General features: G+C 57.9%; 32 protein-coding genes. 25 read left to right on the top strand and 7 right to left on the bottom strand.

Annotation, left to right across the window (positions count from 1 at the left end):
* The first annotated feature begins 13 nt into the window (after window positions 1-13).
* The 15 genes from UB23_RS27115 to UB23_RS27050 all read left to right on the top strand — a co-directional run bounded on the left by UB23_RS27115 (window position 14) and on the right by UB23_RS27050 (window position 11,580).
* Window positions 14-592 carry a phage baseplate assembly protein V gene (locus UB23_RS27115; protein WP_045062548.1) on the top strand — a complete coding sequence of 193 codons (579 nt, stop codon included), beginning with the start codon at window positions 14-16 and terminating at the stop codon, window positions 590-592.
* Window positions 589-933, top strand: coding sequence for a GPW/gp25 family protein (locus UB23_RS27110; RefSeq protein WP_045062545.1), 345 nt, complete (start codon window positions 589-591; stop codon window positions 931-933). The genes UB23_RS27115 and UB23_RS27110 overlap by 4 nt, the downstream gene beginning before the upstream one ends.
* Window positions 930-1,841, top strand: coding sequence for a baseplate assembly protein (locus UB23_RS27105; RefSeq protein WP_045062541.1), 912 nt, complete (start codon window positions 930-932; stop codon window positions 1,839-1,841). The genes UB23_RS27110 and UB23_RS27105 overlap by 4 nt, the downstream gene beginning before the upstream one ends.
* Complete coding sequence (locus UB23_RS27100) at window positions 1,838-2,458, top strand: phage tail protein I (protein WP_045062538.1); 621 nt, start codon at window positions 1,838-1,840, stop codon at window positions 2,456-2,458. The genes UB23_RS27105 and UB23_RS27100 overlap by 4 nt, the downstream gene beginning before the upstream one ends.
* Window positions 2,455-3,834: a phage tail protein gene (locus UB23_RS30450; protein WP_045062536.1), complete on the top strand. Its 1,380-nt coding sequence runs from the start codon at window positions 2,455-2,457 to the stop codon at window positions 3,832-3,834. The genes UB23_RS27100 and UB23_RS30450 overlap by 4 nt, the downstream gene beginning before the upstream one ends.
* A 10-nt stretch (window positions 3,835-3,844) precedes the next feature.
* Window positions 3,845-4,276: a phage tail assembly chaperone gene (locus UB23_RS27090; protein ID WP_045062533.1), complete on the top strand. Its 432-nt coding sequence runs from the start codon at window positions 3,845-3,847 to the stop codon at window positions 4,274-4,276.
* Window positions 4,277-4,392: 116 nt separating this feature from the next.
* Entirely contained in the window at window positions 4,393-5,565 is a 1,173-nt protein-coding gene (locus tag UB23_RS27085) for a phage tail sheath protein (protein ID WP_045062530.1), read from the top strand.
* A 56-nt stretch (window positions 5,566-5,621) separates the two neighbouring features.
* Window positions 5,622-6,137 carry a phage major tail tube protein gene (locus tag UB23_RS27080; RefSeq protein WP_045062529.1) on the top strand — a complete coding sequence of 172 codons (516 nt, stop codon included), beginning with the start codon at window positions 5,622-5,624 and terminating at the stop codon, window positions 6,135-6,137.
* Between the two features lie 39 nt (window positions 6,138-6,176).
* Complete coding sequence (locus tag UB23_RS27075) at window positions 6,177-6,518, top strand: phage tail assembly protein (protein ID WP_045062526.1); 342 nt, start codon at window positions 6,177-6,179, stop codon at window positions 6,516-6,518.
* Between the two features lie 8 nt (window positions 6,519-6,526).
* The gene (locus UB23_RS28970; RefSeq protein ID WP_045062523.1) at window positions 6,527-6,646 is read left to right on the top strand and encodes a GpE family phage tail protein; all 120 of its coding nucleotides are present in this window, start codon (window positions 6,527-6,529) and stop codon (window positions 6,644-6,646) included.
* Window positions 6,636-9,227, top strand: coding sequence for a phage tail tape measure protein (locus UB23_RS27065; protein WP_045062521.1), 2,592 nt, complete (start codon window positions 6,636-6,638; stop codon window positions 9,225-9,227). Before UB23_RS28970 ends, UB23_RS27065 begins: the two co-directional genes overlap by 11 nt.
* Before the next feature lie 7 nt (window positions 9,228-9,234).
* Window positions 9,235-9,675, top strand: a complete 441-nt coding sequence (locus UB23_RS27060) for a phage tail protein (RefSeq protein ID WP_045062519.1) — start codon at window positions 9,235-9,237, stop codon at window positions 9,673-9,675.
* Window positions 9,672-10,958, top strand: coding sequence for a phage late control D family protein (locus UB23_RS27055; RefSeq protein WP_045062517.1), 1,287 nt, complete (start codon window positions 9,672-9,674; stop codon window positions 10,956-10,958). The genes UB23_RS27060 and UB23_RS27055 overlap by 4 nt, the downstream gene beginning before the upstream one ends.
* A gap of 49 nt (window positions 10,959-11,007) precedes the next feature.
* Window positions 11,008-11,154, top strand: a complete 147-nt coding sequence (locus UB23_RS29980; protein WP_177328603.1) for a hypothetical protein — start codon at window positions 11,008-11,010, stop codon at window positions 11,152-11,154.
* 6 nt (window positions 11,155-11,160) lie between these two features.
* Entirely contained in the window at window positions 11,161-11,580 is a 420-nt protein-coding gene (locus tag UB23_RS27050) for a type II toxin-antitoxin system YafO family toxin (protein ID WP_045062515.1), read from the top strand.
* A 55-nt stretch (window positions 11,581-11,635) separates the two neighbouring features.
* Here the strand turns inward: UB23_RS27050 and UB23_RS27045 are convergent, their stop codons facing one another.
* From UB23_RS27045 to UB23_RS27035, 3 genes are all read right to left on the bottom strand, one after another.
* Window positions 11,636-12,184, bottom strand: coding sequence for a hypothetical protein (locus UB23_RS27045; protein WP_045062512.1), 549 nt, complete (start codon window positions 12,182-12,184; stop codon window positions 11,636-11,638).
* Window positions 12,185-12,544: 360 nt separating this feature from the next.
* Window positions 12,545-13,036, bottom strand: coding sequence for a BRCT domain-containing protein (locus UB23_RS27040; protein ID WP_052673023.1), 492 nt, complete (start codon window positions 13,034-13,036; stop codon window positions 12,545-12,547).
* Between the two features lie 42 nt (window positions 13,037-13,078).
* On the bottom strand, window positions 13,079-13,486 hold the full coding sequence (locus UB23_RS27035; RefSeq protein ID WP_045062509.1) for a helix-turn-helix domain-containing protein: 408 nt from the start codon (window positions 13,484-13,486) through the stop codon (window positions 13,079-13,081).
* Window positions 13,487-13,587: 101 nt separating this feature from the next.
* Here UB23_RS27035 and UB23_RS27030 point away from each other — a divergent pair, with 101 nt between their 5' ends.
* Together UB23_RS27030 and UB23_RS27025 are read left to right on the top strand one after the other, a co-directional pair.
* On the top strand, window positions 13,588-13,842 hold the full coding sequence (locus UB23_RS27030) for a phage-associated protein, BcepMu gp16 family (protein WP_045062506.1): 255 nt from the start codon (window positions 13,588-13,590) through the stop codon (window positions 13,840-13,842).
* 35 nt (window positions 13,843-13,877) lie between these two features.
* Window positions 13,878-14,354 carry a YmfL family putative regulatory protein gene (locus tag UB23_RS27025; protein ID WP_045062504.1) on the top strand — a complete coding sequence of 159 codons (477 nt, stop codon included), beginning with the start codon at window positions 13,878-13,880 and terminating at the stop codon, window positions 14,352-14,354.
* Between the two features lie 16 nt (window positions 14,355-14,370).
* Here the strand turns inward: UB23_RS27025 and UB23_RS27020 are convergent, their stop codons facing one another.
* On the bottom strand, window positions 14,371-14,586 hold the full coding sequence (locus tag UB23_RS27020; RefSeq protein ID WP_045062502.1) for a hypothetical protein: 216 nt from the start codon (window positions 14,584-14,586) through the stop codon (window positions 14,371-14,373).
* Between UB23_RS27020 and UB23_RS27015 the strand changes: the two genes are divergently transcribed.
* The 6 genes from UB23_RS27015 to UB23_RS26990 all read left to right on the top strand — a co-directional run bounded on the left by UB23_RS27015 (window position 14,585) and on the right by UB23_RS26990 (window position 19,043).
* On the top strand, window positions 14,585-14,776 hold the full coding sequence (locus UB23_RS27015) for a hypothetical protein (protein ID WP_045062500.1): 192 nt from the start codon (window positions 14,585-14,587) through the stop codon (window positions 14,774-14,776). The two genes, UB23_RS27020 and UB23_RS27015, sit on opposite strands and share 2 nt — an antisense overlap.
* Before the next feature lie 12 nt (window positions 14,777-14,788).
* Window positions 14,789-15,079 (top strand): ogr/Delta-like zinc finger family protein, encoded by a 291-nt coding sequence (locus UB23_RS27010; RefSeq protein ID WP_045062498.1) that lies wholly within the window; start codon window positions 14,789-14,791, stop codon window positions 15,077-15,079.
* On the top strand, window positions 15,076-15,447 hold the full coding sequence (locus tag UB23_RS27005; RefSeq protein ID WP_045062496.1) for a hypothetical protein: 372 nt from the start codon (window positions 15,076-15,078) through the stop codon (window positions 15,445-15,447). Before UB23_RS27010 ends, UB23_RS27005 begins: the two co-directional genes overlap by 4 nt.
* Window positions 15,448-15,522: 75 nt before the next feature.
* Complete coding sequence (locus tag UB23_RS27000) at window positions 15,523-15,756, top strand: hypothetical protein (protein WP_045062494.1); 234 nt, start codon at window positions 15,523-15,525, stop codon at window positions 15,754-15,756.
* Between the two features lie 12 nt (window positions 15,757-15,768).
* Window positions 15,769-18,567, top strand: a complete 2,799-nt coding sequence (locus UB23_RS26995) for a toprim domain-containing protein (protein ID WP_045062574.1) — start codon at window positions 15,769-15,771, stop codon at window positions 18,565-18,567.
* Window positions 18,568-18,767: 200 nt separating this feature from the next.
* A complete protein-coding gene (locus tag UB23_RS26990) occupies window positions 18,768-19,043 on the top strand; it encodes a pyocin activator PrtN family protein (RefSeq protein ID WP_045062492.1) in 276 nt (91 codons plus the stop codon).
* Between the two features lies 1 nt (window position 19,044).
* On the opposite strand, the gene UB23_RS26985 is transcribed toward UB23_RS26990, so the two are convergent.
* A complete protein-coding gene (locus UB23_RS26985; RefSeq protein ID WP_045062490.1) occupies window positions 19,045-20,169 on the bottom strand; it encodes a tyrosine-type recombinase/integrase in 1,125 nt (374 codons plus the stop codon).
* Between the two features lie 101 nt (window positions 20,170-20,270).
* Here UB23_RS26985 and dusA point away from each other — a divergent pair, with 101 nt between their 5' ends.
* On the top strand, window positions 20,271-21,281 hold the full coding sequence (gene dusA / locus UB23_RS26980; RefSeq protein WP_082069258.1) for a tRNA dihydrouridine(20/20a) synthase DusA: 1,011 nt from the start codon (window positions 20,271-20,273) through the stop codon (window positions 21,279-21,281).
* A gap of 272 nt (window positions 21,282-21,553) precedes the next feature.
* The gene (gene tal, locus UB23_RS26975; protein ID WP_045062488.1) at window positions 21,554-22,480 is read left to right on the top strand and encodes a transaldolase; all 927 of its coding nucleotides are present in this window, start codon (window positions 21,554-21,556) and stop codon (window positions 22,478-22,480) included.
* An 84-nt stretch (window positions 22,481-22,564) separates the two neighbouring features.
* Here tal and rssC read toward each other — a convergent pair whose 3' ends face one another.
* Complete coding sequence (gene rssC / locus UB23_RS26970; protein ID WP_007935262.1) at window positions 22,565-23,047, bottom strand: anti-sigma factor antagonist RssC; 483 nt, start codon at window positions 23,045-23,047, stop codon at window positions 22,565-22,567.
* A complete protein-coding gene (gene rssB / locus UB23_RS26965) occupies window positions 23,047-24,228 on the bottom strand; it encodes a two-component system response regulator RssB (protein WP_045062484.1) in 1,182 nt (393 codons plus the stop codon). Before rssB ends, rssC begins: the two co-directional genes overlap by 1 nt.
* Between the last annotated feature and the right edge of the window lie 12 nt (window positions 24,229-24,240).

Below are 24,240 nucleotides of genomic sequence, written 5' to 3'. Positions count from 1 at the left end.
CAACATTGGCGCCATGAACGACATAGCCACCCTCTCCCGCATGATCGAAAACCTCATCCGCTTCGGCACCATCGCCCAAGTCCAGATGACACCCCCGCGTGTACGCGTGAAAACCGGAGACCTACTCACCGCCTGGCTGCCATGGATTGCCATCCGAGCAGGCGAAGACCAGACCTGGGACCCGCCCACAGAGAATGAACAGGTCGTACTCCTCAGCCCATCAGGCCAGCTCGCCAACGGCATCGCCCTGACCGGCATCTTCAGCACCAACCACCCCGCCAACGGCGACCGCCCCGGCCTCCAACGCCGAACCTACCGCGACGGCGCCGTCATCGAGTACGACAGCATCGCCCACCACCTGCGCGCCGTTCTCCCCGAAGCGGGCACAACGCAGATCATCAGCCAAAGCGGCCTCCACATCGTCGGCCCGATCACCCATGAAGGCGACTACACCCAAACCGGCAACCAGAACGTCACCGGCAAGGTCACCGTATCCGAAGACGTCATCGCTGCAGGCATCAGCCTGGTCAAACACCCACATAGCGGCGTGAAGTCCGGGCTGGAACAGTCAGGGGAGCCCGTCCCCGTATGAACAGAGAAACCGGTGGCACCATCAGCGAGCTTGACCACATCATCCAGTCGAGCTCCGACATCCTGGAAACCCGCATCGGCACCCGTGTCATGCGCCGCGACTACGGCTCGCTGATCCCAGAACTCGTCGATCAACCCTTCAACGACGCCACCCGCCTGCGCCTCTACGCGGCCACCGCAATGGCGCTGATGCGCTGGGAACCGCGCATCACCCTGAGCCGCGTCCAGTTCAGCGGCATCACCCTGGAAGGCAAGATTGAAATAGACCTGGAAGCGGCCCTGGTCGATTCCAACGAAGTGCAAAACCTGCGCGTGCCCCTGCAGCTGGGAGCCAACGCATGAACACCTTCGTCCCTATCGACCTCGGCCAACTGCCCGCGCCGCAAATCGTCGAGCAGATCGACTACGAGGTCATCCTCGCAGAGCGCAAAGCCTACGCCATCAGCCTCTGGCCCCCGGAACAGCAAGCGGAAATTGCCGCCCGTCTGGCGCTGGAATCCGAACCGCTGACCAAGCTGCTCGAGGAAAACGCCTACCGCGAAACCCTCTGGCGCCAGCGCGTCAACGAGGCCTCGGTTGCCAACATGCTGGCCCTGGCCAAAGGCGCCGACCTGGAGAACCTGACCGCGAACTACAACGTCCGCCGCCTGGTGGTACAGAAAGGCAATCCGAGCGCCGTGCCGCCGATTCCCGAAGTTCTGGAGAGCGACGACAGCTTGCGCGAACGGGCACAAATGGCCTGGGAAGGCCTGAGCACTGCGGGGCCGCGTAACAGTTACATCTTCCACGCGCGAGCAGCCGATGGGCGCGTCGCCGACGCCACGGCTGAAAGCCCCTCGCCAGCGGTGGTGGTCGTGACGGTTCAGGCGCTGCTGGGCGACGGCACTGCATCCCCTGAATTGCTCAGCATTGTCAGTACCTACCTCAGCGACGACGACCGCCGACCGTTGGCCGACCGTTTGACCGTGCAGAGTGCCGCGGTCATTGCGTACCAGGTCAAAGCCAGACTGTTCCTGAAAACCAGCGGCCCGGAGTCTGAGCCGATCCTTGCTGCTGCCGAGAAACGCTTGCTCGCGCTGGTGCGTCAGCGTCGACGCCTGGCCATGGAGGTGTCCAGATCCGCCATCCACGCCGCTTTGCACGTTGAAGGCGTGCGTAAAGTCGAATTGGAAGACTGGAAGGACATCAGTGCAACGCCGTACCAAGCCCCCTACTGCACCGGTATCTCAGTGCTTCAGGGGGTTGAATGACGGACAGCATTTCGCTTCTTCCGCGCAACGCCACCCAATTGGAGCGTTTGGCGGCCCAAGCGCTGGCGCAGATCCAGCGCACGCCCATTCCGCTGCGGCAGCTCTGGAACCCATCGCAATGCCCGGTCGAGATGCTGCCGTACCTGGCGTGGTCGTTTTCCGTGGACCGCTGGAGCAGCGACTGGACCGAAGCCACCAAACGCGCGGCCATTCGCTCTGCGTACTACATCCACTCCCGCAAAGGCACCATCGGTGCCCTGCGCCGCGTCGTCGAGCCGCTCGGCTACCTGATCGAGGTCATTGAGTGGCACGAGACCATCCCTGAGGGCGTGCCCGGGACTTTCGCGGTCAAGGTCGGCGTACTGGACACCGGCATCACCGACGAGATGTACCAGGAACTGACCTTCCTTATCGATGACGCCAAACCTCGTAGTCGCCACCTCACCGGCTTGGCAATCCATCTGGAAACCGGTGGCCAACTGTACCTCGCCGCAGCCCTATATGAAGGCGACGAAATCAGCGTCTACCCACCCGCCCAACGCGACATCGAAGTCAGCGGCGTGATTGGCCGTGGAGGTCGCGACCACACCATAGACACCATGGACGTACGCTCATGATCGACCAGAACTCTCAGTTTTTCGCGATTCTCACCAACATCGGCGTCGCCAAACAGGCAAATGCTGATGCCTTGGGCATTCCCTGGAAAATAACCGAGATGGGCGTCGGCGATGCCAACGGCACCGACCCCATGCCGGACGCCACTCAGACCAAGCTCATCAACGAACGGCGCCGCGCACCGCTGAACCTGCTCAAAGTCGACCCGGAGAATGCAGCAATCATCGTCGCGGAACAGGTGATTCCGGAAAACGTCGGCGGCTGGTGGATCCGCGAAATCAGCTTGTACGATTCAGACGGCGACATGATCGCCATCGCCAACTGCGCACCCTCGTTTAAACCGTTACTCAACCAGGGCTCTGGCCGCACGCAGGTCGTGCGTATGAACATGATCGTCAGCAACTCCAGCAACATTGAGTTGAAGATCGACCCCAGCGTGGTGCTGGCAACACGCGCCTACGTCGACAGTCTGACTAAGCGCGCGAGCCAGGCCGAGGCTGAAGCGGGTAGTGAAAACAGCAAGATCATGACTCCGCTGCGCGTATTTCAAGCCATCGCTAAGGTGGTAAAGCAGGCGACAGAAAAAGCATCAGGCTGGGCAAAAATTGCCACCCAGGCGCACATCAGTGCCGGCACGGACGATTCCACCATCGTCACGCCCAAAAAGTTGAGAGCTGCCCAGGCTACGCAGGCCGAAGCGGAAGCCGGTACCGACGAAAGCAAGCTCATGACACCTGTACGGGTCTTCCAAGCCATTGCCAAAGTGGTCGTCCAAGCCACGGAAAATGTATTGGGCTGGGCAAAAATTGCCACACAAGAACAGGTCACCACCGGTACGGATGACACTGTCATTGTCACGCCGAAAAAATTGAGGGCCGCCCAGGCTACGCAGGTCGAAGCCGAGTCTGGCACCGACGACACTAAGATCATGACGTCGCTCAGGGTATTTCAGGTGCTTCGTTCAGCCGCTGCGATGGCGACCGAGGCACTGCATGGCGTGCTTCGTATCGGCACCCAGGCCGAGGTGAATGCCGGTGCTATGGACAATGTCATCGTTACGCCCGCGAAGATGCGAGCCGGCTTCGCCTGCAGCTTTACCACCAACGGCTACATCGTCTTCCCGTCGTGGCTATTTGGTTTCACCCTCATGTGGGGTGTCACGTTGACCAATGCGGGTGGGGTTGGGTCGACGACGTTCCCGCTCGCCTTCCCTAACGCTTGCTGGCATGTCTTGGGCACAGGCCGCTCTGCTAACCCGTCCATGATCGGGGTACTCGCCGGATCCGGCGCTCCCACGCGAACGGGTTACACCTGGTATTCGTCGATCATCGGCAGCCCCGGTGTACTCGGCATCGACTGGATCGCCGTAGGCCATTAAGGAGCTTCATATGCAACGACTCTATAGCCCGTCCACAGGCAGCACATACCTCCAAGCCATTCACGGGGATACGCCAGGGGATGTCGTCCCGATCACTGAGGAACGCTACCTGGAAGTCATCGCCAACCCTGAACCGGGCAAGGTGCGCAGCCACGATCACGAAGGGCTGCCCATGTTGATCGATCCACCACCGCTAACGCCCGATGAACTGACGGCGGCTGAACGGCTGTGGCGAGACGGCAAAATCGAAAGCGTTCGATGGCTGCGAGAGCGGCACCGCGACGAAGTCGACTCTGCAAGGCCAACAACGCTTACCGCTGAACAGTCAGCAGAGCTGTTGAGTTATGTCCAGACTCTGCGGGACTGGCCTCTATCACCCGACTTCCCTGATTCAGGACGCCGGCCGGTGGCGCCGCCTTGGGTGGCTGAGCAGATCCAATAGCAGCCCCGTCAACTGTCCCTGTAGCACCCTCCCCTACAAGCCCACGCGCTCGCCCAAGCGGCGCGCGCGCGGCAGCCTGTGCACTGTCATTCCAAACACTGCGCAGGCATCCCCTTATGGCCGACGAATATCATCACGGCGTGCGAGTCCTCGAAATCAACGAAGGCACTCGCCCAATCCGCACCGTTTCCACCGCTGTCATCGGCATGGTGTGTACCGCCGAAGACGCGGACGCCACGATGTTCCCGCTGGACACTCCGGTCCTGATCACCAACGTGCAAACCGCTATCGGCAAGGCCGGTAAGCAAGGCACCCTCGCCGCCAGCTTGCAGGCGATCGCCGATCAGACCAAACCGATCACCGTGGTAGTGCGTGTTGCCAAAGGCGCCGATGACGCAGAAACCACCAGCAACCTGATCGGCACCACCACCGCTGCCGGCAAATACACCGGCATGAAGGCCCTGCTCGCGGCCAAGGCCCGCTTGAAGGTCACTCCGCGAATCCTCGGCGTACCAGGCCTCGACAGCCAGCCGGTAGCCACCGCACTGGTCGCCATCGCCCAGCAACTGCGCGCTTTCGCTTACGTCAGCGCCTGGGATTGCCAAACCAAAGAGGAAGCGACCGCCTACCGCGAAAACTTCGGCGCTCGTGAAGTCATGGTCATCTGGCCAGACTTCCAGAACTGGAGCACCGCCACCAATGCAACGGTCACCGCCCCGGCCGTGGCGCGGGCGCTCGGGCTGCGCGCCAAGATCGACCAGGAAGTGGGCTGGCACAAAACCCTGTCCAACGTCGCCGTCAATGGCGTGACCGGTATCAGTGCCGACGTGTTCTGGGATTTGCAGAACCCCGCCACCGATGCCAACTACCTCAACAGCAACGAAGTCACCACCTTGATCAACGAAGGTGGTTACCGCTTCTGGGGCAGCCGTACATGCAGCGACGATTCACTGTTTGCATTCGAGAACTACACCCGCACCGCCCAGGTACTGGCCGACACCATGGCCGAGGCGCAAATGTGGGCCATTGATCGGCCCATGCACCCCTCGCTGGTGCGCGACATGCTCGAAAGCATCAACGACAAATTCCGCGAGATGGTTTCGGGCGGCTACCTGATCGGCGGCGCCGCTTGGTTCGACGAAGAAGCCAACGACGAAACCACGCTCAAGGCCGGCAAGCTTTTCATCGATTACGACTACACCCCCGTGCCGCCGCTGGAAGACCTGACCTTGCGCCAGCGCATCACCGACCGCTACCTGGTCGACTTCGCCAGCCGCATCAAAAGCTAATCCCGGACCTCCCCTCGCGGGGGTCACACTGCGCCAGCCGACCGGAGAACACCGCCATGGCCCTGCCTCGCAAACTCAAGAACATGAACCTCTTCAACGACGGCCACAGTTATCTGGGCGTCTCCAAAACCGTCACCCTGCCCACCCTCGGTCGCAAGATGGAAAGCTATCGCGGCGGCGGCATGAACGGGCCAGTCAAGGCTGACCTGGGCATCTCCGATGACGGTATCCAGCTGGAGTGGAAGACCGGTGGCCTGGATCTGATCTCGCTGCGCCAGTTCGGCATGGTCAAGGCATCAGGCGTGCTGCTGCGTTTTACCGGCGCTTTCCAGCAGGACGACACCGAAGAAATGAGCAACGTCGAGATCGTCGTTCGCGGCCGCCACGAAACCATCGAAATGGGCGACGGCCAGGCCGGCGAAGACACCGAACACGCCATGACCACCACCTGCAGCTACTACAAATTGACGGTCGACGGCGAGGACATCATCGAGATCGACTTGCTCAATTTCATCGAAAAAATCAACGGCGTCGACATGCTTGAAAAACAGCGTATCGCCCTCGGCATCTGACCCTGAACATCACCCACAGCCATTAACCAGGAGCACACCATGCGCACCAACGAACCCAACGTCGATGCCACCACCGATGAAATCGTCGTCAACGAAAACGTAGTCGCCCTCGACACCCCGATCAAGCGCGGCACCCAGGCAGTCGACAGCATCACGCTGCGCAAACCCAATGCCGGCGAGCTGCGCGGCATTCACCTGGCCGAGTTGCTGAACCTCGATGTCGGCAGCCTCATCAAGGTGCTACCGCGCATCAGCTCACCGGCGCTCACCGCCACTGAAGCCGCAGGCATGAACCCGGCCGACCTGCTCGCCATCGGCACCAGGATCGTCGGTTTTTTGCTACAGAAGCAGACGAAGACGGACGCCTCCCTCGTTGCGTAGAAGATGCCATGGCCGACTTGGCCGTGGTCTTTCACTGGGCGCCGGCCGATATGGATCAGCTGGGCCTGCAGGAGCTGATGGACTGGCGCGAGCGTGCCAGGGTGCGGAGTACCAGCGATGGCAATTGATCTAAAAATTCAGGTACTGCTGAACGCCATTGATAAGGCCAGCAAGCCGCTGAGGCGTATTACCGATGGCAGCTCCGACACGGCAAAAGCACTGAAGGCCGCTCGCGATCAACTCAAGCTGCTAAAGGACCAGCAATCAAATATCGCCTCGTTCAAAAAGCAGCAAGGCGCGATAGGGGCTACCTCCGACAAACTGAACAAAGCGCAGGAGCAACTGCGCTTGATGAAAACTGCCATGCAAACAAGCGGAGACGCCGCATCTGGCAAATTCAAGAATGACTTTCGCAAAGCCCATGAAGCTGTGCGCGATTTGACCACCAAATTGCAGGAACAGCGAAAGGGGCTAACCCCTCACATGGCCAAACTGAGAGAGGCCGGTATTGCCACCGGCAAACTCGGTGAACACGAAGCCAGCTTGAAGACGAAAGTGGACGCGGCCAACCGAGCGCTCAATACCCAGAAAGATCGGTTGGTTGCCATAGGCAAACACAGAAACGCACTCGCCAATGCCCGCGCCACGTATGACAAGCAAAAACAACTTGCCGGAAATATGGCATCCAGAGGTGCCGGGGCTTTAGCGGGTGGTGGTGCTGCGCTCTATGCCGGAGCAAGGCTGCTGGCACCAGGCATCGAGTACGGCGCCCAAATGAGCGAGCTGCAAGCGGTAACACGCCTGGGAAAAGACGACGACCGCTTCACAGCGCTCAAGCAGCAAGCCCGTGAACTCGGCGGATCGACTGCGTTCAGTGCCACGCAGGTTGGCGCAGGGCAAACGTTCCTCGCGCGTGCAGGCTTCTCGCCGCAGGCCATCAACGCCTCTATGCAAGACATACTTGATCTAGCCCTTGCCAACGGAGTGGATCTGGCACGAACGGCGGACATTGCCTCAAACATCAGCAGCGCCTTCAAGATCGATCCCGAAGTTGGCGGCAACATCACTCGCGTTACCGATGTACTTTCCGCCGCCTCGGCCCGCGCCAACATCAACCTCGCAATGCTGGGCGAAACAATGAAGTACATGGGCTCGGCCGAAAGCTTGGGGCTGACTCTTGAGCAGACAGCAACGATGGCGGGTTTGCTGGGTAATATCGGCATACAAGGCAGCCAGGCTGGCACCACTATGCGCGCCATGCTCAACCGTCTGGCTGCTCCAGCCAGAGAAGCACAAAACTCTATCGCTGAGCTTGGACTACAGGTCAGTGATTCGAACGGCAACCTTAGGGACATGCCCAGCATCCTCCAAGACGTCGCCAACGCCACCGACAAAATGGGCAACACCCAGCGCACCGCTCACCTGAGAAATATTTTTGGAGCCGAAGCGGGTTCAGGCATGGCAGAGCTAATCGATAAACAAGGTACTGGCGCCCTGAAAGCACTGTTGAGTGAGCTACAAAACGCCCAAGGTGAAAACGCCAAAATGGCACGTACCCGCGCCGACAATATTGACGGCGACTTGAAAGGTTTACGCAGTGCCTGGGAGGAAGTCGGCATCGGCATCACCGACGTCAACGAGGGGCCGCTCAGGGAGTTCATCCGAAGTATTACCGATGTCGTTCGCAGCGTTGGTCTGTGGATCAAGGAAAACCCCGCACTCGCTGGAGGGCTTATCAAAGCCGCCGCAATCATTGCCGGGTTGACCATGGCGATAGGCGGGCTGCTCGTCACAGTGGCAAGCGTAATGCTCCCATTCGTGGCCCTGCGTTTCATGTTCGCCAGAATGGGCGTTCAACTCCCCAGTCTCATAGGCCTGCTGTGGAAGCTCGGCAAGATCGTCCTGCCCTTCGTTGGCAAGGCCCTGCTGATGATTGGACGCGCTCTGATGCTCAACCCCATCGGCCTCGCCATCACCGCGATTGCGACGGCGGCTTACCTCATCTACAGCAACTGGGACGCCGTTAAGACCTACTTCACCGACGCATGGGCCGAGATAAAAGCGGGCTTCAGCGGTGGCGTCGGCGGCATATTGACCGTGCTGGCCAACTTCAGCCCCCTCGGCCTGATCTACCAGGCATTTGCGGGCGTGCTGGGTTACCTGGGCATCGACCTGCCGAACCGCTTCACAGAGTTCGGCAACATGATCGTCAACGGCCTGGTCAACGGACTGTTCGCCGGCTTGGGCCAAATCAAAGGCGCCATCACCTCAATCGGCGACTCAACCATCGGTTGGTTCAAGGAGAAGCTCGGCATTCACAGCCCCTCACGCGTGTTCGCCGAGCTGGGCGGCTTCACCATGGACGGCCTGACACAAGGCTTGCGCGGTGGCGAAGCAGGCCCGCTAAACGCCATGTCGCGAATCAGCAAACAGATCACCGCAGCCAGCGCCATCGCACTGGGCAGCATCGCGCTACCCACAATGGCGATGGGAGCAAACAGCGCCGCCGCGTTATCGATCGACAACCGCGCCCCCGTCAGCCGGCCTGCAGCGTCCACCTACGACAGCCACGACAAGTACGAAATCAATATCCACCCCACACCCGGGATGGATGCTCAAGCCATCGCACGAGCCGTGCGCTTCGAGCTGACGCGCATCGAAAGCGAAAAGTCAGCCCGCAGCCGCAGCCGTCTGAAAGACCGGGAGTAAAACTCACATGATGCTCGCCCTCGGCATGTTCGTCTTCAGCCTGCACACCGCCGCGTACCAGGAGATGCAGCGCCAAACTGATTGGCGCCACCCCAGCAGCAATCGTATTGGCGCCCAACCTGCCCGCCAGTTCCTCGGACGCGGAGAAGATGCGATCACCCTCCCCGGCATCATCCTGCCCGAGCTGGCCGGCACGACTCTGAGCCTCGACGCACTGCGCCTGATGGCCGATACAGGCAAGGCTTGGCCCATGGTCGAAGGTACCGGCCGCTTGTGCGGGCTGTGGGTGATCGAAAACCTGACTGAAACCCGGAGCCTGTTCTTTGCTGACGGCGCCGCCCGCCGGATCGAATTCAACCTGGCCCTCAAGCGCATCGATGATGGCCGCATCGACTTACTCGGTTCCAGCATCAGCACCGGGCTCAACATCCTGCGGGGCTTGCTGTGATTGATGACGCCACTGCCCGGGTAACCGGGTACCTGACCGCACCGCTGGAACAATATCGCCGCGATACGGTGTACTCAGTGCCGGCTTATCGACTCACGGTCGACGGCGTCGATATCGCGCACCTGGTCAATCCGCGGCTGATGAACCTGGACCTGACCGATAACCGTGGGATAGAAGCCGATCAACTCAGCATCACCCTCAGCGACCACGACGGGCTGCTCAGCATTCCGTCCAGGGGCGCAGTGCTGCGGCTCTGGCTCGGCTGGAGCGATACCGGCCTGGTCGACAAAGGCACGTACACCGTCGACGAAACGGAGCACAGCGGCGCCCCGGACGTGCTGAGCATTCGCGCACGGTCGGCGGATCTGCGCAAAGGGCTGAAGGTGAAGCGCGAACGCAGCTGGAGCGACACCACACTTAGTAAAGTCTTAAGTGACATCGCCACCGGCAACGGCCTGACAACCTCGATTTCCGCCGCTTTAGGGGAACTGCCCATCCTGCAGCTCGACCAGGCCAACGAATCGGACGCCAACCTGATCACTCGTCTGGGCGAAGAATTCGACGCAGTAACCACCGTCAAAGCGGGCTGCCTGCTGTGTATGCCGGCAGGCGGCGGCAAGTCGGCCAGTGGATTGGCCCTGCCCCACATCACTTTGACCCGCGTCGACGGCGATCAGCACAGCTACCTGCACGCCGAGCGGGACAGCTACGACGGCGTGCGCGCCTACTTCTACGATGTAAACAGCGCGAAAAAACAGGAGGCCGTCGCCGGGGGTGGAGATAACCTGAAAGACCTGCGCCACACCTACAGCGACCACCAATCAGCCTTGCGTGCCGCACGTGCGGAGTTCAACCGATTGCAGCGAGGGACTGCCACCTTGAGCTATACGCTCGCAAAAGGCAGGCCTGATCTGATTCCTGAGCTGACTTACACCCTACAGGGCGTGAAGGCTGAAATTGACGAGATCATTTGGTACGGCGGGAACGTGCGACACAGCCTGGGCGCCGACAACGGCTACACCATGAGCCTGGATCTGGAGAGCAAATTGCCGGAGGACACCGTTGAGGGGCTGGCGGACGAGACCACAGGGGATTTCACCGGGATCATTGCTCATTATCGGGATATGAAGAGCGGGAAGGATAAGGCCGTTACTGCCGGTGATCAGAGCAAGCCGAAGCGGCTACGGTGGCTGTATGTAACCGAGAAATCCGCAAAGCGTGCAGTGGGCCGTGAGTGGCAACGGATGCACCCCGAAACAACTGAGCGGTTTGCTCAAAAATGATTAATCGCATAAGCTTTTCAGCATGAATACACATCCTCTGGAGGTCGCCATGGCCACCGCGAAGAAAGCCGAAAAACCGCGAAAAAAGGTAATCAGCGATGAACTGACCTACCTTGATGTGCGGCAAGCCGCGCGCGACGGGCAAAAAGCCTTTGAGGCTTTCGTCGTCACGGGCAAGCTCCCAGTCTCCAAGTAGGCCTGGATGCCGTCGGTCAAAATTTCAGCACTGTTCGAGACGATCAGAAACTGGCAAAACTACTCCGCTCACTTTTATAATTACAAAGTGTGCGGAGAGCTGCCGAACATCTTTGGCAGAGATGAAGCCCTTGATTTGTCCGATATGCATCACATTCACTTGGCCAGCACCCCTGAAATGCAAGTGCGTTGGACATCCGCTCGCAGCCAGTATCATCGCACCACCTTGGTGAATGATCCCGATAATGATTTTTGGTTGTTGTACGCCTACGACGATTTTCGTGATGAATACTTGCTTCTAACTGTCTTGGGGCCAGACGCGCATAGTCGTAAGGAATGGGGTTCTTTTCTACGCAATGTTCACAGTCAAATTGTTGAGCCTTGGATATTAGGTAAAATCATGTACCCAGACATTGACGATTTCTGAATCGGACTTATAAACCCAAACGACCAACCTACGCGACCGCGTAGAAAAAGCCATGTCACTCGCCGTCGTCCTCTTTGCTTTTCTCATACTCTTTGTACTTTTCTTCAAGCATAGCTTCCAGTTCAAAAAGATGAACTTCATAAATCTGAAAGGGTAGTAGGACGGTCCGAAACAAAGAAAGAGAAACGACACCAAAAACTGCTACGAGAAGCCAGCAATTTATTTCAGGAGCAGACTTTACTCCCAGCATAAAAAGCCATGCCACGCAAAGAATTATACAACCGATATGAATGATTAACGTAAACGCCTGAGAAAAAAGCAAATACGTGACTTTTTGAACGTACGCAGGAGCCTGGTCTACAGTAAGTAACTTTGCACCATTGGTTCTGCCAGTAAACAGCATCAATGTAACCATAAAGCCCGCAAGGACAGATGCAAACGTTAATACGTTTGTTACGACATCCTTTAAAGAGTCCATCTGTTTAAGCTCGGAGTCGTATACTATCGCCCACCAGCCGACTCCGCAGCCCAAAGCAATTGGAAAGAGACTACCGGTAAATTGCTTCAACCAGAAATGTGAAGTGTTTGCTGCCACATGAAACATTTGCGTGGCAGCTTGTGCAGCGCTTTGAATTTCATCAGGAGAGTCACACTCGATAAGCTATCGTCTTCAGATTCCTGCAACATACCCATAGCTTCGTCAACACCAAGCGCTTTCTCATCAGGTCCCCAAGAAACTAAACACTTACTTGCACCTGGAAATTTAGCACGAATAGTAGACAGCATTTTCCCATATGTACTACCGCTCGTCGCAGTCTCAAGCAAGAGCTTAGCGCTCACATAAAATCGCCGACCCACACATCTAACTGAATAGTCATACCCCCCCAATATCAAAAAAAACATCGCACCAGCCAAGTTTTTCAAATATTCGACACTCGACAACAGTTACAACATGCATAACCGCTCAACTAACTTCTGATATCTCACCCGTTTGAAACATTGCGAGCAACTGCGCTTCACTTAGAATAAACGCACCTTTCCCCACCGCAGCTTCGATTTTTGTCCAACCAGCATTATAACCAGCGCATAAAAATGCGAGATTTTTGGTTGGCGTTTTAACTACACGCAAACCATTCGCAGCCGCAAGATTTTCTAAATTAATGCGATCTTCAGATTTAAATCCGGTGAAAAGAATTTGACCTTGCACATCTGTAGGCAGTGTTTTTGAATACGGAGGGGGTGGCGGTGCTCGGTCGAAAGAAAGATGCTGCGCACCACACAAATACTCAATCACCCGATCCTTTCGGAACGTGCGATAAAAGGCGTCAGATTCAGCACGCCCCTGGATATAGACGGAGGTTTCCTTCCAGTGAGTGAGCTCACGCTCAGTCACATTACCCTTGCTATCACGGTAGGAGAAAGACAGCAAACGCAGTGAGTCCTTTTCGGCAGCCATCGAAGTTCCTTTTCTTCATGATCTGTTCTTAATGGGAACAGATTAGGCTGGCCGATTAGTATCAGCAAGCGTTTCGGTCAATTCCTTGAGTCGTCGCTCGATGTCCATGAGCCGTTTTTTCTCCTCCGCAACGGTTTGTAACTCTCGGCGTCCTGCCTCTCCGAGCGAGCGAAACAGCTCAAGCATGGCCTCTTCCTGCAAATTTTCAGCGTTTGCACTCGTCCCAGGCGCCGCAACACCGCGAAACATTGTTCCCTCGCCGGTTAGCAACCAATCGACGTTTATACCCAAATAGGTGCGCATCGCACCCATTGCTTTCGCGTTAGGTTCGCGCTCATCCAGAAGATAGTTCTGTAGGGTTCTGTAGGGAATTCCTACAACCTCAGAAGCCTCCTTGATGGATAACCCCTTCAGATCGAGAACAGTGCGCAGACGCGTTGCTATACTCATTTTTTCATATGATCCGGTTGACGCACCCGTTTTGGTGCGTATACTGCGAACAAACAGGTACATATTAACCAAGTAGGGACACATCAACCATGAGCCAAGCCATGGAAAAGCGTCAGATTCAGGCGCGACTGATTGAACAAGGAAGCAATTTTCGGCAATTCGCCATCAGCCACGGCTACGAACCGCGCACGGTCACGCAGGTGGTACAACGGTGGGCTGGTCACGACTCACTTCCGCGAGGACGCTTGTCATTCCGCATCCTTCGCGACATCTCTAAGTTAATCGGGAAAGAAGTGCTGCCCGGCATCCTCGCGGAGCCTGCTGAACTATCGGTTGCACCCCAGGTTGTGAATTAACTGTAGGGGCGATATCGCCAAGGAGAAACCAGAAGATGAAACGGCCAGTTCTAGCAAGTCGTAAAGATGTGGTTAGTGCAGTTATTTGCGCCTATCCCAAGGGCCGTTTATATGCCGCCGCCGATCTCGGGTTGCCAATAAAGAAATTCGACAACCACGCCTACGAGAGCGCCGGCAGCCGCCCATTATCCGATGACCACATCCATCGACTGGAGCAAGTCACTGGAACAACTTTTTTGGCCGATTACATCGCCGCAAAGTACGGCGGCATGTTCGTACCGCTGACAACCCCTGAATCGCTGGACAACGTCGAGCTGTTCACCCGCTCAATCAAGGCTGCCGCCAAGCGCGGCAGGGTTGACCAGATCATTGCCGAAGCCATGGACGACGGCGTCATCGAAAAGGGCGAAGCCGAAGCCATCATCAACGCCCTGATGCACTACATGTCTGCCCGGTATGCCGAAGTCCTGGCGACCATCCAGCTGCACAGCAAGACGATACAAGGACGGTGAGTATGCACAGCCACCATCACCCTTTACCGAGACGTGACTTGATCTCTTTCAGTGCAGTAGCGACGTCATCGACAGCAAAACGAATGTCCTCAGCCTTCACGACTAATTTTGGCACCTCCTTGGTACTCGACGTCGTGGCTTCTCTGCCACGCATGATGTCCACCAACGCTGCCTGCCGCTCCTGCAAGCGCTGCAATAAGCCCTCAACATCCTTTTTTGAGTGAATCCCCATGACCTACATCTCCGAAGTAGAAAGACATCAATTATTGGACCTAATGGTTATCGCTCAGCAGCGACTGGACACCTTAAAAGAAATTGTCTCGACCACCAACGACTCCTGCTCAGGCACTGATATCAGGCTCGCGATTGGTGACGCGATCACCCCGCTGAACATCGCCTATGAAGCCGCTGAATCGCTCTAAAGGAACCCGGCCATGAGCACTTACAAACTCGTTTGCGCGCATTGCCGCGGCCGCATGCGTATCCGCACCAGCGAGGGCACGCACATTTTTCTGCGGGTGGCTTACGTGCAATGCACGAACGAAGCCTGCGGCTGGTCCGTGCGGGCTGAGTTTGAAATGACTCATGAGATGAGCCCTAGCGGTATGCCAAACCCCTCAGTTCGCCTTCCAGTGGCAAGCGTCGTCATGCGACGCCAGGCAATGAAAACCGCCGACGATCAACCCGACCTGCTCGACCAAATGGAAATGGAGTGTGCGAAATGAATCACGAACAGCTTGATCACGACTACCGCAGCAGCATGCAACGGGCGGCTTTCGCCTACCTGCAACGGCACGAAGCCCAGCACCTGGTGGATTCCGACTTGCTCTACGAGAACTGCGTGCGGCATATGACCAACGCGCTGGAGGTGCCGGTTTTTATGGCGCAGCAGCTGGTGCACAACGCTTGGACGGAACTTGAGGTCATTAACCAACGCAAGTGGATCGGCGTGGACTGGGGTCACAGCCCTGGTAGCACGGTCGTGCACCTGATCGACACCCGGGCGAACCTGCGTTACCCGGTCCCAGCGAGGCTGCTGCCGCAGACCCTGCTCACCCAGCGCGACTCCCCGCACAAGCACCACCCTCAGTAACACCCTTTTAAAACACCCGCCCTACCCCGCTTCCCGTGGGTTTGGGTGAGCTTTGCCCGAAATCCGAGGTGGATCATGGAAATCGACGTCGCCATCACCGCAAAACTGCCCCGCGAACAGGCCGAAGCCCTGCTCCAGGCAATGCGCGCCCAGTACTCGGTTCAGTTCAACGAGTACTGGTACGACGATCGATTTCGCATGATCCCCGAGGGTTTACGGCACGGCTCGTTACTCGCGGCCTTCCCTGTCATGGCCGCGCAAAAACGCCTGATCGGCGCCCTTAAACATAGCCTCGGCGAAGTGAAGTAAGTCCCGATGAAGATGGAACATCAGCTACGCGCCGACGTCATTCAGCGCCTTGAGAACGAGTTCGGCCTCAAACACATGACGGGCACGCACTACATGCGCAAAGGCACCTGCCCTCAGTGCGGGCAGCGACGCCTGTTTTCACGCCACGATGAACCTTGGTTCATCCGCTGCGGGCGCGAGCAAAACTGCAGATATCAGGCCCCGGTCAAGGAGCTGTACCCCGATCTTTTTGAGGACTGGAGCAAACGCGCACCAGTCACCCGCGAAGAACCCGCCGCGAGTGCCAATGCATACCTCGCCTTCGGCCGCGGCTTTCGTGTGGACATGCTCAAGGGCTGGTTCACGCAGGAAAGCTACTTTGATCACGAGCTGGGCATCGGCTCGGCAACAGTGCGCTTCCCGCTCGATCATGGCGGTTACTGGGAGCGCCTGATTGACCAGCCTTCGCGCTTTGGCAAGAAGAAGGCGCGCTTCCAACCGCTCAAAAGCTACAGGGGGCACTGGTGGTGCCCGCCGTGCCTGGATCTGCTCCAGGTCGACGAACTCTGGATTGTCGAAGGCATCTTCGACGCCATAGCCCTCATTCACAACAACCTGTCGGCCGTTGCGGCACTGTCTTCGAATGCCTTTCCGGAGGAATCACTCAAGGCTTTGATCGCCGCGCGCGGCGGCAGAACGCCGAAGTTGATCTGGGCTCTGGACAACGAGCCTGGCGCACACAAGTACACACGCACCTGGGTGATGCGTGCCCGTGAGCTCGGCTTCGTCTGTGAAGCCGCGCAAGTGCCCCAACCCGACGCGCGCAAGGTTGACTGGAACGACCTGCACCAGCGCTGGGCTTTCATGGATGACGACGAAGCCCGAACGCAGCGGATCGATAAAGAGCTCAAAGAGGCCAGGCATCACGGTGCTTTGCTGATCGCTGAGAGCGCCAGTGACAAAGCCCTGCTCATGTACCAGTGGCGAGAGCGGGAGGAGTTTCACTTCTGTTACGACTCGCGCTTGTACTGGTGGAAGTTGGACATCGCGAAATTCAACGCCGCCAAGCAGACATTCGACAAAAGCGACAATCAAGACGACCAGGTGCTGAACGAAAAGCAGATCAGAGATAAGGCATTGCAGATGGCGGGCTGTGTCGTCGAGATCGCCAATTGCTACCCCAAAGCCCTCTATTTCCAGCGCAACGAGATCACCGACGAGTCCTGGTACTTCTTCCGTGTCGACTTCCCGCATGACGGTGGTTCGGTAAAAAACACCTTTACCGGTGGCCAGGTCGCGGCCGCCAGCGAGTTCAAGAAAAGACTTCTCGGCATGGGTGCCGGAGCCGTGTTCACCGGCAGTGGACAGCAACTGGACAAGCTTATGAAAGATCAGCTTTTCGGCATCAAAACCGTTCAGACCATCGACTACGTCGGCTACAGCAGGGAGTACCGCTGTTACGTGTTTAACGACGTCGCCGTGCGAGAAGGACAGATCATCAATATCAACGAGGAGGAGTTCTTTGAAATGGGCAAGCTGAAGCTCAAGACCCTGCAAAAGGGGGTGAAGATCGATCTGCAGAGAGACAGCAAAAAGTACGACCCGCAGTGGTTGGGGCTGCTTTGGCAGTGCTTTGGGACTCAGGGCATTGTGGCGCTGACCTTTTGGTTCGGTTCGCTGTTTGCTGAACAGATCCGCAGTCGGTACCAGTCGTTTCCCTTTCTTGAAGCCACTGGCGAGGCCGGTGCAGGTAAAACCACCCTGCTGACGCTGCTGTGGAAGCTTGCCGGCCGCGATGGTTACGAAGGGTTCGACCCTTCCAAGTCGACCAAAGCCGGCCGCAGCCGCTTGATGGGCCAGGTGTCGGGCATGCCAATCGTGCTGCTGGAGTCCGACCGTAGCGGAGACGACAAGGTCCATGCCAAGACCTTTGAGTGGGATGAACTCAAGGACTACTACGGCGGAGGTACGTTGGCTACCAAGGGTGTTAAGACTGCCGGCAACGAAACCTATGAGCCCCCTTTTCGCGGAACGATCGCTATCAGCCAGAACGCCCCTGTGGTGGCCTCTGAAGCAATCATGACGCGAATTGTGAAACTGCACTTTGTGCGGCCGAACGTGACACCCGAAAGCCGTGCGGCAGCGGATCTGCTCAATTCCCTGGAAAGCTCGACGCTCAGCAATTTTGTGTTGCAGGCCGTGCGCAAAGAGCCAGAAGTGATGGAATCGTTCGCCCAACGCGTGCCGGGTTACGAGGCCAAACTGCGCAACCTGCACTCCCATTGCTATGCCTGCGAGCGCCCGTTCCAGGGCGAGCAAGACGACTGTGGCCATTGCGGCAACAATCTGCGCGGTTACATCCGCGTAGAGCGTATCAATAAGAACCACGCACAAATGCTCGCATTGCTGGACTGCATGCGCCTGGTGGTGCCGCTCAGCGAATCTCAGATCACCCATACCCGCGCCCAGATCATCCGCATGGCGATCGAACGCCAGGCTTCAATCAGCTCCGACCATCCAGTGGTGACTGAATTTTGGGAGGTGTACGAGTACCTGGAGAGCCTTGATGCCGATGGCCCGGTGGTTAACCACAGCAAAAAAGACAACGTCATCGCCATCAACTTCAACGACTTCGTGAAGTGCGCTACCGAGCATCGTCAGAAAATTGCTGATGTCAGCGAACTGAGGGAGCGCCTCAAGGATTCCCGCTCTCGGAAGCTACTGGACGTCAATAAGGCGACAGACAGCGCGGTTCGGGCTTATCAGGCCAAGCACAGCAATGCGGTGATTACGAAGCAACCAATTGTTAAGTGCTGGCACTTTCAGGCGTGACGCCGACATTGGCTTACCAGATATTCGGGCTTTGAATTGGAGAACAACGTGATCACAGGGACCAACGAAATGAGCGACAAGGCTATTTTTGAAGACAGCGTGCATCGAACGCAACGCACCCAGCGGGAGAGGCTCAGGCTTCTGGACGATCTCAGGTACAAGGCGCTGGCGTCCAAACCCTCTGCGGAAGGGGCTGTGCCATGAAAACGCTATTCGTGCTGATGGCCCAGTATGACGGCCAGGTGGTTATTCCCCTGGAGAGCGTCTGTGCGGACTATTTCACTCACCTCACCACCGACATGTTCCAGCGCAAGGTGATGGCGGGCCAGATCAAAATCGCGATTACACGCATGGAGGCGAGTCAAAAGAGCGCCAAGGGCGTGCACATCACCGATCTGGCTGAGTACCTGGATGGGCAGCGTGCCGCCGCGGTTAAAGAAAGAAATCAGCTGCACAGCCTGCCCCGTAGCAGTTGAGCTACTTCAACGTCCGGGCGCCCAGCTTCACGGGCGCCTTCAAAACCTTCTCCAGCCACTTCCAGTTGGCGTAGACGTCGCCCCGCCCGCGCAAGTGGGTGTATCGACGCATTGAGTTCCAGTCCCGGTGTCCGGACACGCTGGCCACCCTCGGGATATCCCAATCCATTTCAAACAGTCGACTGACGCCATCATGGCGCAGATCGTGGAAGTGCAGGTCTTCGATGCCCAGGATTTTGCAGGCCCGGGTCCAGGACGTGGAAACGGACTCGGCGCTGTAGGGGAAAATCTCCGGCAAGGCCTTTGGCATGGTCTGAAGAATGGCCCAGGCTTCCGGGGGCAAATGGCACCAGACGTCGTTACCGATCTTCTGGCCGGGGTTTTTCATGTCTCTGACCAGGACTCGCTGACCTGCCTCGTCCAGGTCGGCCCATAGAATTCGCGTGATTTCCTCCTGTCGACGCGTCGAGAACAGCGCGAATGCGGTCATCTTGAGCATGTTGATGGAGGTAGGGCGAGTCTTCTGGATGCCCTGAAAATGCTTGAGCAGCTTGTCCAGTTCGTCCAGGGTTGGCCGGCGGTCCCGTTCGCGGCTGCGCATGTTGTAGCCCAGCTTTCTCAGGACTTTTCGCGCGTCGCTCATGGAATGCGGGTCAACCTCATAGCCCCATGCGGGGCGAGCAATCGACAGCACCGCGCCAAGGTGTGCCAGGTCATTGCCGGCTGTCTGCGGTTTTATCCCCCCGCCCTCTTTGCTCATGCGCCAGAGCGCATACTCGACCAACTGCTGGCTGTTGATGCTCTGGTCCATGAGTTTACCCAGGTACGATTCGCTGATGGCCTTGAGGGTTGCGCGTTTGGTTTTACCCAGCGGGCGGGCTTTTTCCATTTCGACCAGGTAACGATCGATCATTTCCTTCACCGTGGCGCCTTGGCGGTTGGCTCGCTCGATGGCGCCGGGCTGATCCAGCTCGGCCTCGCGCTTGCGAACCCATGCCTGGGCAGCCTGTTTTCGGGCGAAGGTCTGGGTCTCTTGGTAAACTTGCGCACCATCGCGATACAGGCGTATTTGTGCCGTATAGCTCATGCTGCCGCCGGTGCGTTTCCGTGCTCTGATGGTGGCCATGGTCACTGGTACAATTGAGAATTGAGTTGGTACATTGTACCAGTGCCCCTTAAAAAACGTCGTTTTACCCCCTGAAATCGACCTAGAACACGTAGAGTAAAATGGTACAAAATCTTGCTACAACCCAAGTAAATAAAGGCTCTACGGTGTCTAGACGCTTTTCCGTTGCACCCATGATGGATTGGACAGACCGCCACTGCCGCTTCTTCCTGCGTCTGCTCTCCAAACACGCCCTCCTCTACACCGAGATGGTCACCACCGGCGCGCTCCTCAACGGCGATCACGAGCGGTTCCTTCGTCACAATGAAGCCGAGCACCCGCTGGCCCTGCAACTGGGCGGTAGCGTCCCCCTGGACCTCGCTGCCTGCGCACGCATGGCCCAGGAGCACGGCTATGACGAGGTGAACCTGAATGTGGGCTGCCCGAGCGATCGGGTGCAGAACAACATGATCGGCGCGGTGTTGATGGGGCATCCGCAGTTGGTGGCGGATTGTGTGAAGGCGATGCGGGATGCGGTGTCGATTCCGGTGACGGTGAAGCATCGGATCGGCATCAATGGCCGGGACAGTTATGAGCAGTTATGTGACTTCGTAGGCACCGTGCGGGATGCCGGGTGTACGAGTTTTACCGTGCATGCGCGGATTGCGATCCTGGAGGGGTTGTCGCCGAAGGAGAACCGCGATATTCCGCCGCTGCGTTATGACGTGGCGGCGCAGCTGAAGACTGACTTCCCGGATCTGGAGATCATCCTTAATGGCGGGATCAAGACGCTGGAGGCCTGCCATGAGCATTTGCAGACCTTCGACGGGGTGATGCTGGGGCGTGAGGCATATCACAATCCTTATGTGATGGCCGAGGTGGATCAACAGCTGTTCGGCAGCACTGCGCCGGTGATCAGCCGGGCTGAGGCGCTGGCGCAGTTGCGGCCGTATATTGCGGCGCATATTGCTGCGGGTGGGTCGATGCACCATATCACCCGGCATGTGCTGGGGTTGGGTACGGGATTCCCTGGCGCGCGCAGGTTTCGGCAGTTGTTGTCGGTGGATATTCACAAGGCCAAGGAGCCCTTGGCGTTGCTGGATCAGGCGGCGGAGTTGCTGGAGGGGCGTTGATGCGGGGAGGCTGATGGCAGCCGTTTTTAAAAGATCGCAGCCTCGTTTCACTCGACAGCTCCTACGCTTCTGCGCTGCTACGGCTTTTACTGCTTGGTCAGCCCGGTTGAACCAGTTCCGCATTTCGGCATCGTATTTATCAACACCGCGCCCCACCTTTCAAACAGCCGTTTTCAGGTTGTTGCCGCTGGGGCCTTCGATAGGTACACGCGCCCTTGAGTGGCTGTCAGCGCTCGGGTAATGTCATCAGATCCAAAGGACAGAGCACGCCCATGACTTCCAAGCTGGAACAACTGAAACAAATGACCACCGTCGTCGCCGACACTGGCGACTTCGAAGCCATTGCCCGGGTCAAGCCGGTAGACGCTACCACTAACCCTTCGCTGCTGCTCAAAGCCGCCGCAATCTCCGGTTATGCCGAGTTGTTGAATGCGTGCGTGCATGACTGCAAAGGTGACGTAGGGCTGGCGAGCGATCGTTTTGGCGTCGCGGTCGGGCAGGAAATTCTCAAGGTAGTACCGGGGCGGATTTCCACTGAAGTGGATGCGCGCCTGTCGTTCGACACTGACGCGGTATTGAAGCGCGCGCACCGTCTGATCGAGCTCTATGACAAGGCAGGCGTGGGCCGTGACCGCGTGCTGATCAAGATCGCTTCCACCTGGGAGGGCATTCGTGCCGCCGAGAAGCTGGAGAAGGAAGGCATCCAGACCAACCTCACCCTGCTGTTCTCGTTCGCTCAGGCAGCGGCCTGTGCCGACGCGGGCGTGTTCCTGATTTCGCCGTTCGTGGGCCGCATCTACGACTGGTACAAGAAAGCCAATGGCAGCGACTACACCGGCGCGGACGATCCGGGCGTGCAGTCGGTGACCCGTATCTACAACTACTACAAGGCCAATGACTACAAGACCGTGGTCATGGGTGCGAGCTTCCGCAACCTGAACCAGATCGAGCAACTGGCTGGCTGTGATCGCCTGACCATCAGCCCGGAGCTGCTGGAAAAACTGGCGGCGGACAACGGCAAGCTGGAGCGCAAGTTGGCCCCAGGGCATGCCGGTGAGGCGCGCCTGAGCTTGAATGAAGCGCAGTTCCGTTGGTTGTCCAACGAGGATGCAATGGCGACGGAGAAGCTGGCTGAGGGGATTCGCCAGTTTGCCCGGGATCAGGAAAAGCTTGAGGCGCTTCTGCAAGCCAAGCTGTGATCTAGTCCAAGGCAGTGCAAAAAGGCGAACCCTCAGGGGTTCGCCTTTTTTGTGTGTGAATTCCAGTGTGGGAATTTGACAGTATCAGTGGCGCTCGAGCGCGTTCACCAGGTCATGGAAGGCTTCACGGTTGGAGTCGTTGAGCCCCATGAGGATCTTGTGCGCTTCCAGCACTTTGATCCGCACCACTTCTTCCGACTGATCCTGGTCTGGCAGGTCGGTCAGGCACTCAGGGCACGGGATCGGGCGGTCAACGATGTTGAACACCTGCTCGAAGCCCATGGACTGCAGCAGACGGGTGATGTCTTCGTGGGTGGTGACGACGGTCGGCAGCAGGCCGACTTTTTGCCGCGACAGGATCGACAATTTGGCCAGCAGGCCAAGGGTGGTGCTGTCGATGCTACGGGTCTCGGTCAGGTCGATCACAATGGCGTTGAAATTCAACGCCGTGAAGATCCGCTCAATAGTCGCATCCAACGCCGAACACAGGGTCAGGCGAACTTCACCGACGAACTTCAGGACGAAAGTGCCGTCCTGCTCGGCGAACTGGATTCTACCGGTACTCATTAAAGATTCCTGCTCAACACCAACAGGGCGATATCATCCGGCATCTCCCCAAGCGTGGCCAATCCAAAAACCTGCCGCAACCCATCCAGGGTGCCGCCCGCTGCCTTGACCCGCTGGGGCAAAGCCGCTTCTTTTTCCTTCAGTGTAGGTTCAGGCAGAAGGTCCAGGATGCCGTCGGACATCAGCGTCAGGCTGAAGGTCGGTGGCAGTTCCAGTACGTGGTCTTCGTAGGTGGCTTCATTGAAGAGGCCCACCGGCAGACCGCGCCCTTCCAGATAACGCACACTGTCTGGCGTGTACAACACAGGCAACGGCAAATGACCACCGATGCTATAGGTCAACAAACCTGTCTCCTCGTCGATGACTCCACCGACCATTGTGACGTGTTTACCCAGCTTACAACTGATCAGGCCTCGGTTGATATGACCAAGCACCTCTGAAGGCTTGAATTCCGGCAATGTACCGCTGCGCTTGGATTCGAACAGCAAGCGCGTGGTCATGAACTTCAACAGCACGGTGACGAAGGCTGACGAAGCGCCGTGACCGGAAACGTCCGCCAGGTAGAAGGCTACCCGACGCTCATCGACACGGAAATAGTCGACAAAATCACCCGACAGGTACAGCGACGGGATGATTTGGTGAGCGAACTGGAACTCATCGACGGTCCAGGGGCTGACCGGCAGCATGTTCATCTGCACCTGGCGACCGGCGTTCTGGTCTTCCTGCAGCAGGTTGAGGCTGGCTGCCAGCTCGCGGTTGGCCTTCTCCAGCTTCTCACGGTAGCGCTGGTTCTCCAGCAGCAGGCGCGCGCGATCCAGGGCCCGGCGCACGGAGTGCTCGAGCACGGCCAGATCTTCGAGAGGCTTGATCAGGTAGTCAGCGGCGCCCAGGCGCAGGGCCTCGACCGCGTCATTCATCACGCCGGCACCCGAAACCACAATGACCGGGGTTTGCGCAGACCGCTCGGTGACCTGACGGATAAGTTCGAGTCCGCCCATCTGTGGCATGCGCAGATCGCAGATGACCAGGTCGGGCTTGTCTTGCTCGAATACCTGAAGACCTTGCTGGCCATTGCTGGCCTGCAGGACGCTGAAACCACTGTCTTCCAAATAGGCGGCGAGACTCGCGCGCACTACTTCGTCATCATCGATTATCAGCAGCGTGGCACTGGTTTTTGGCATGTGGGCAAACGG

This window comes from Pseudomonas sp. ES3-33 (genome assembly GCF_000952175.1).
Classification (GTDB): Bacteria; Pseudomonadota; Gammaproteobacteria; order Pseudomonadales; family Pseudomonadaceae; genus Aquipseudomonas; species Aquipseudomonas gregormendelii.
Note: the sequence above shows the minus strand (reverse complement) of the source record. Positions and strands in the feature narration are given on the sequence as shown.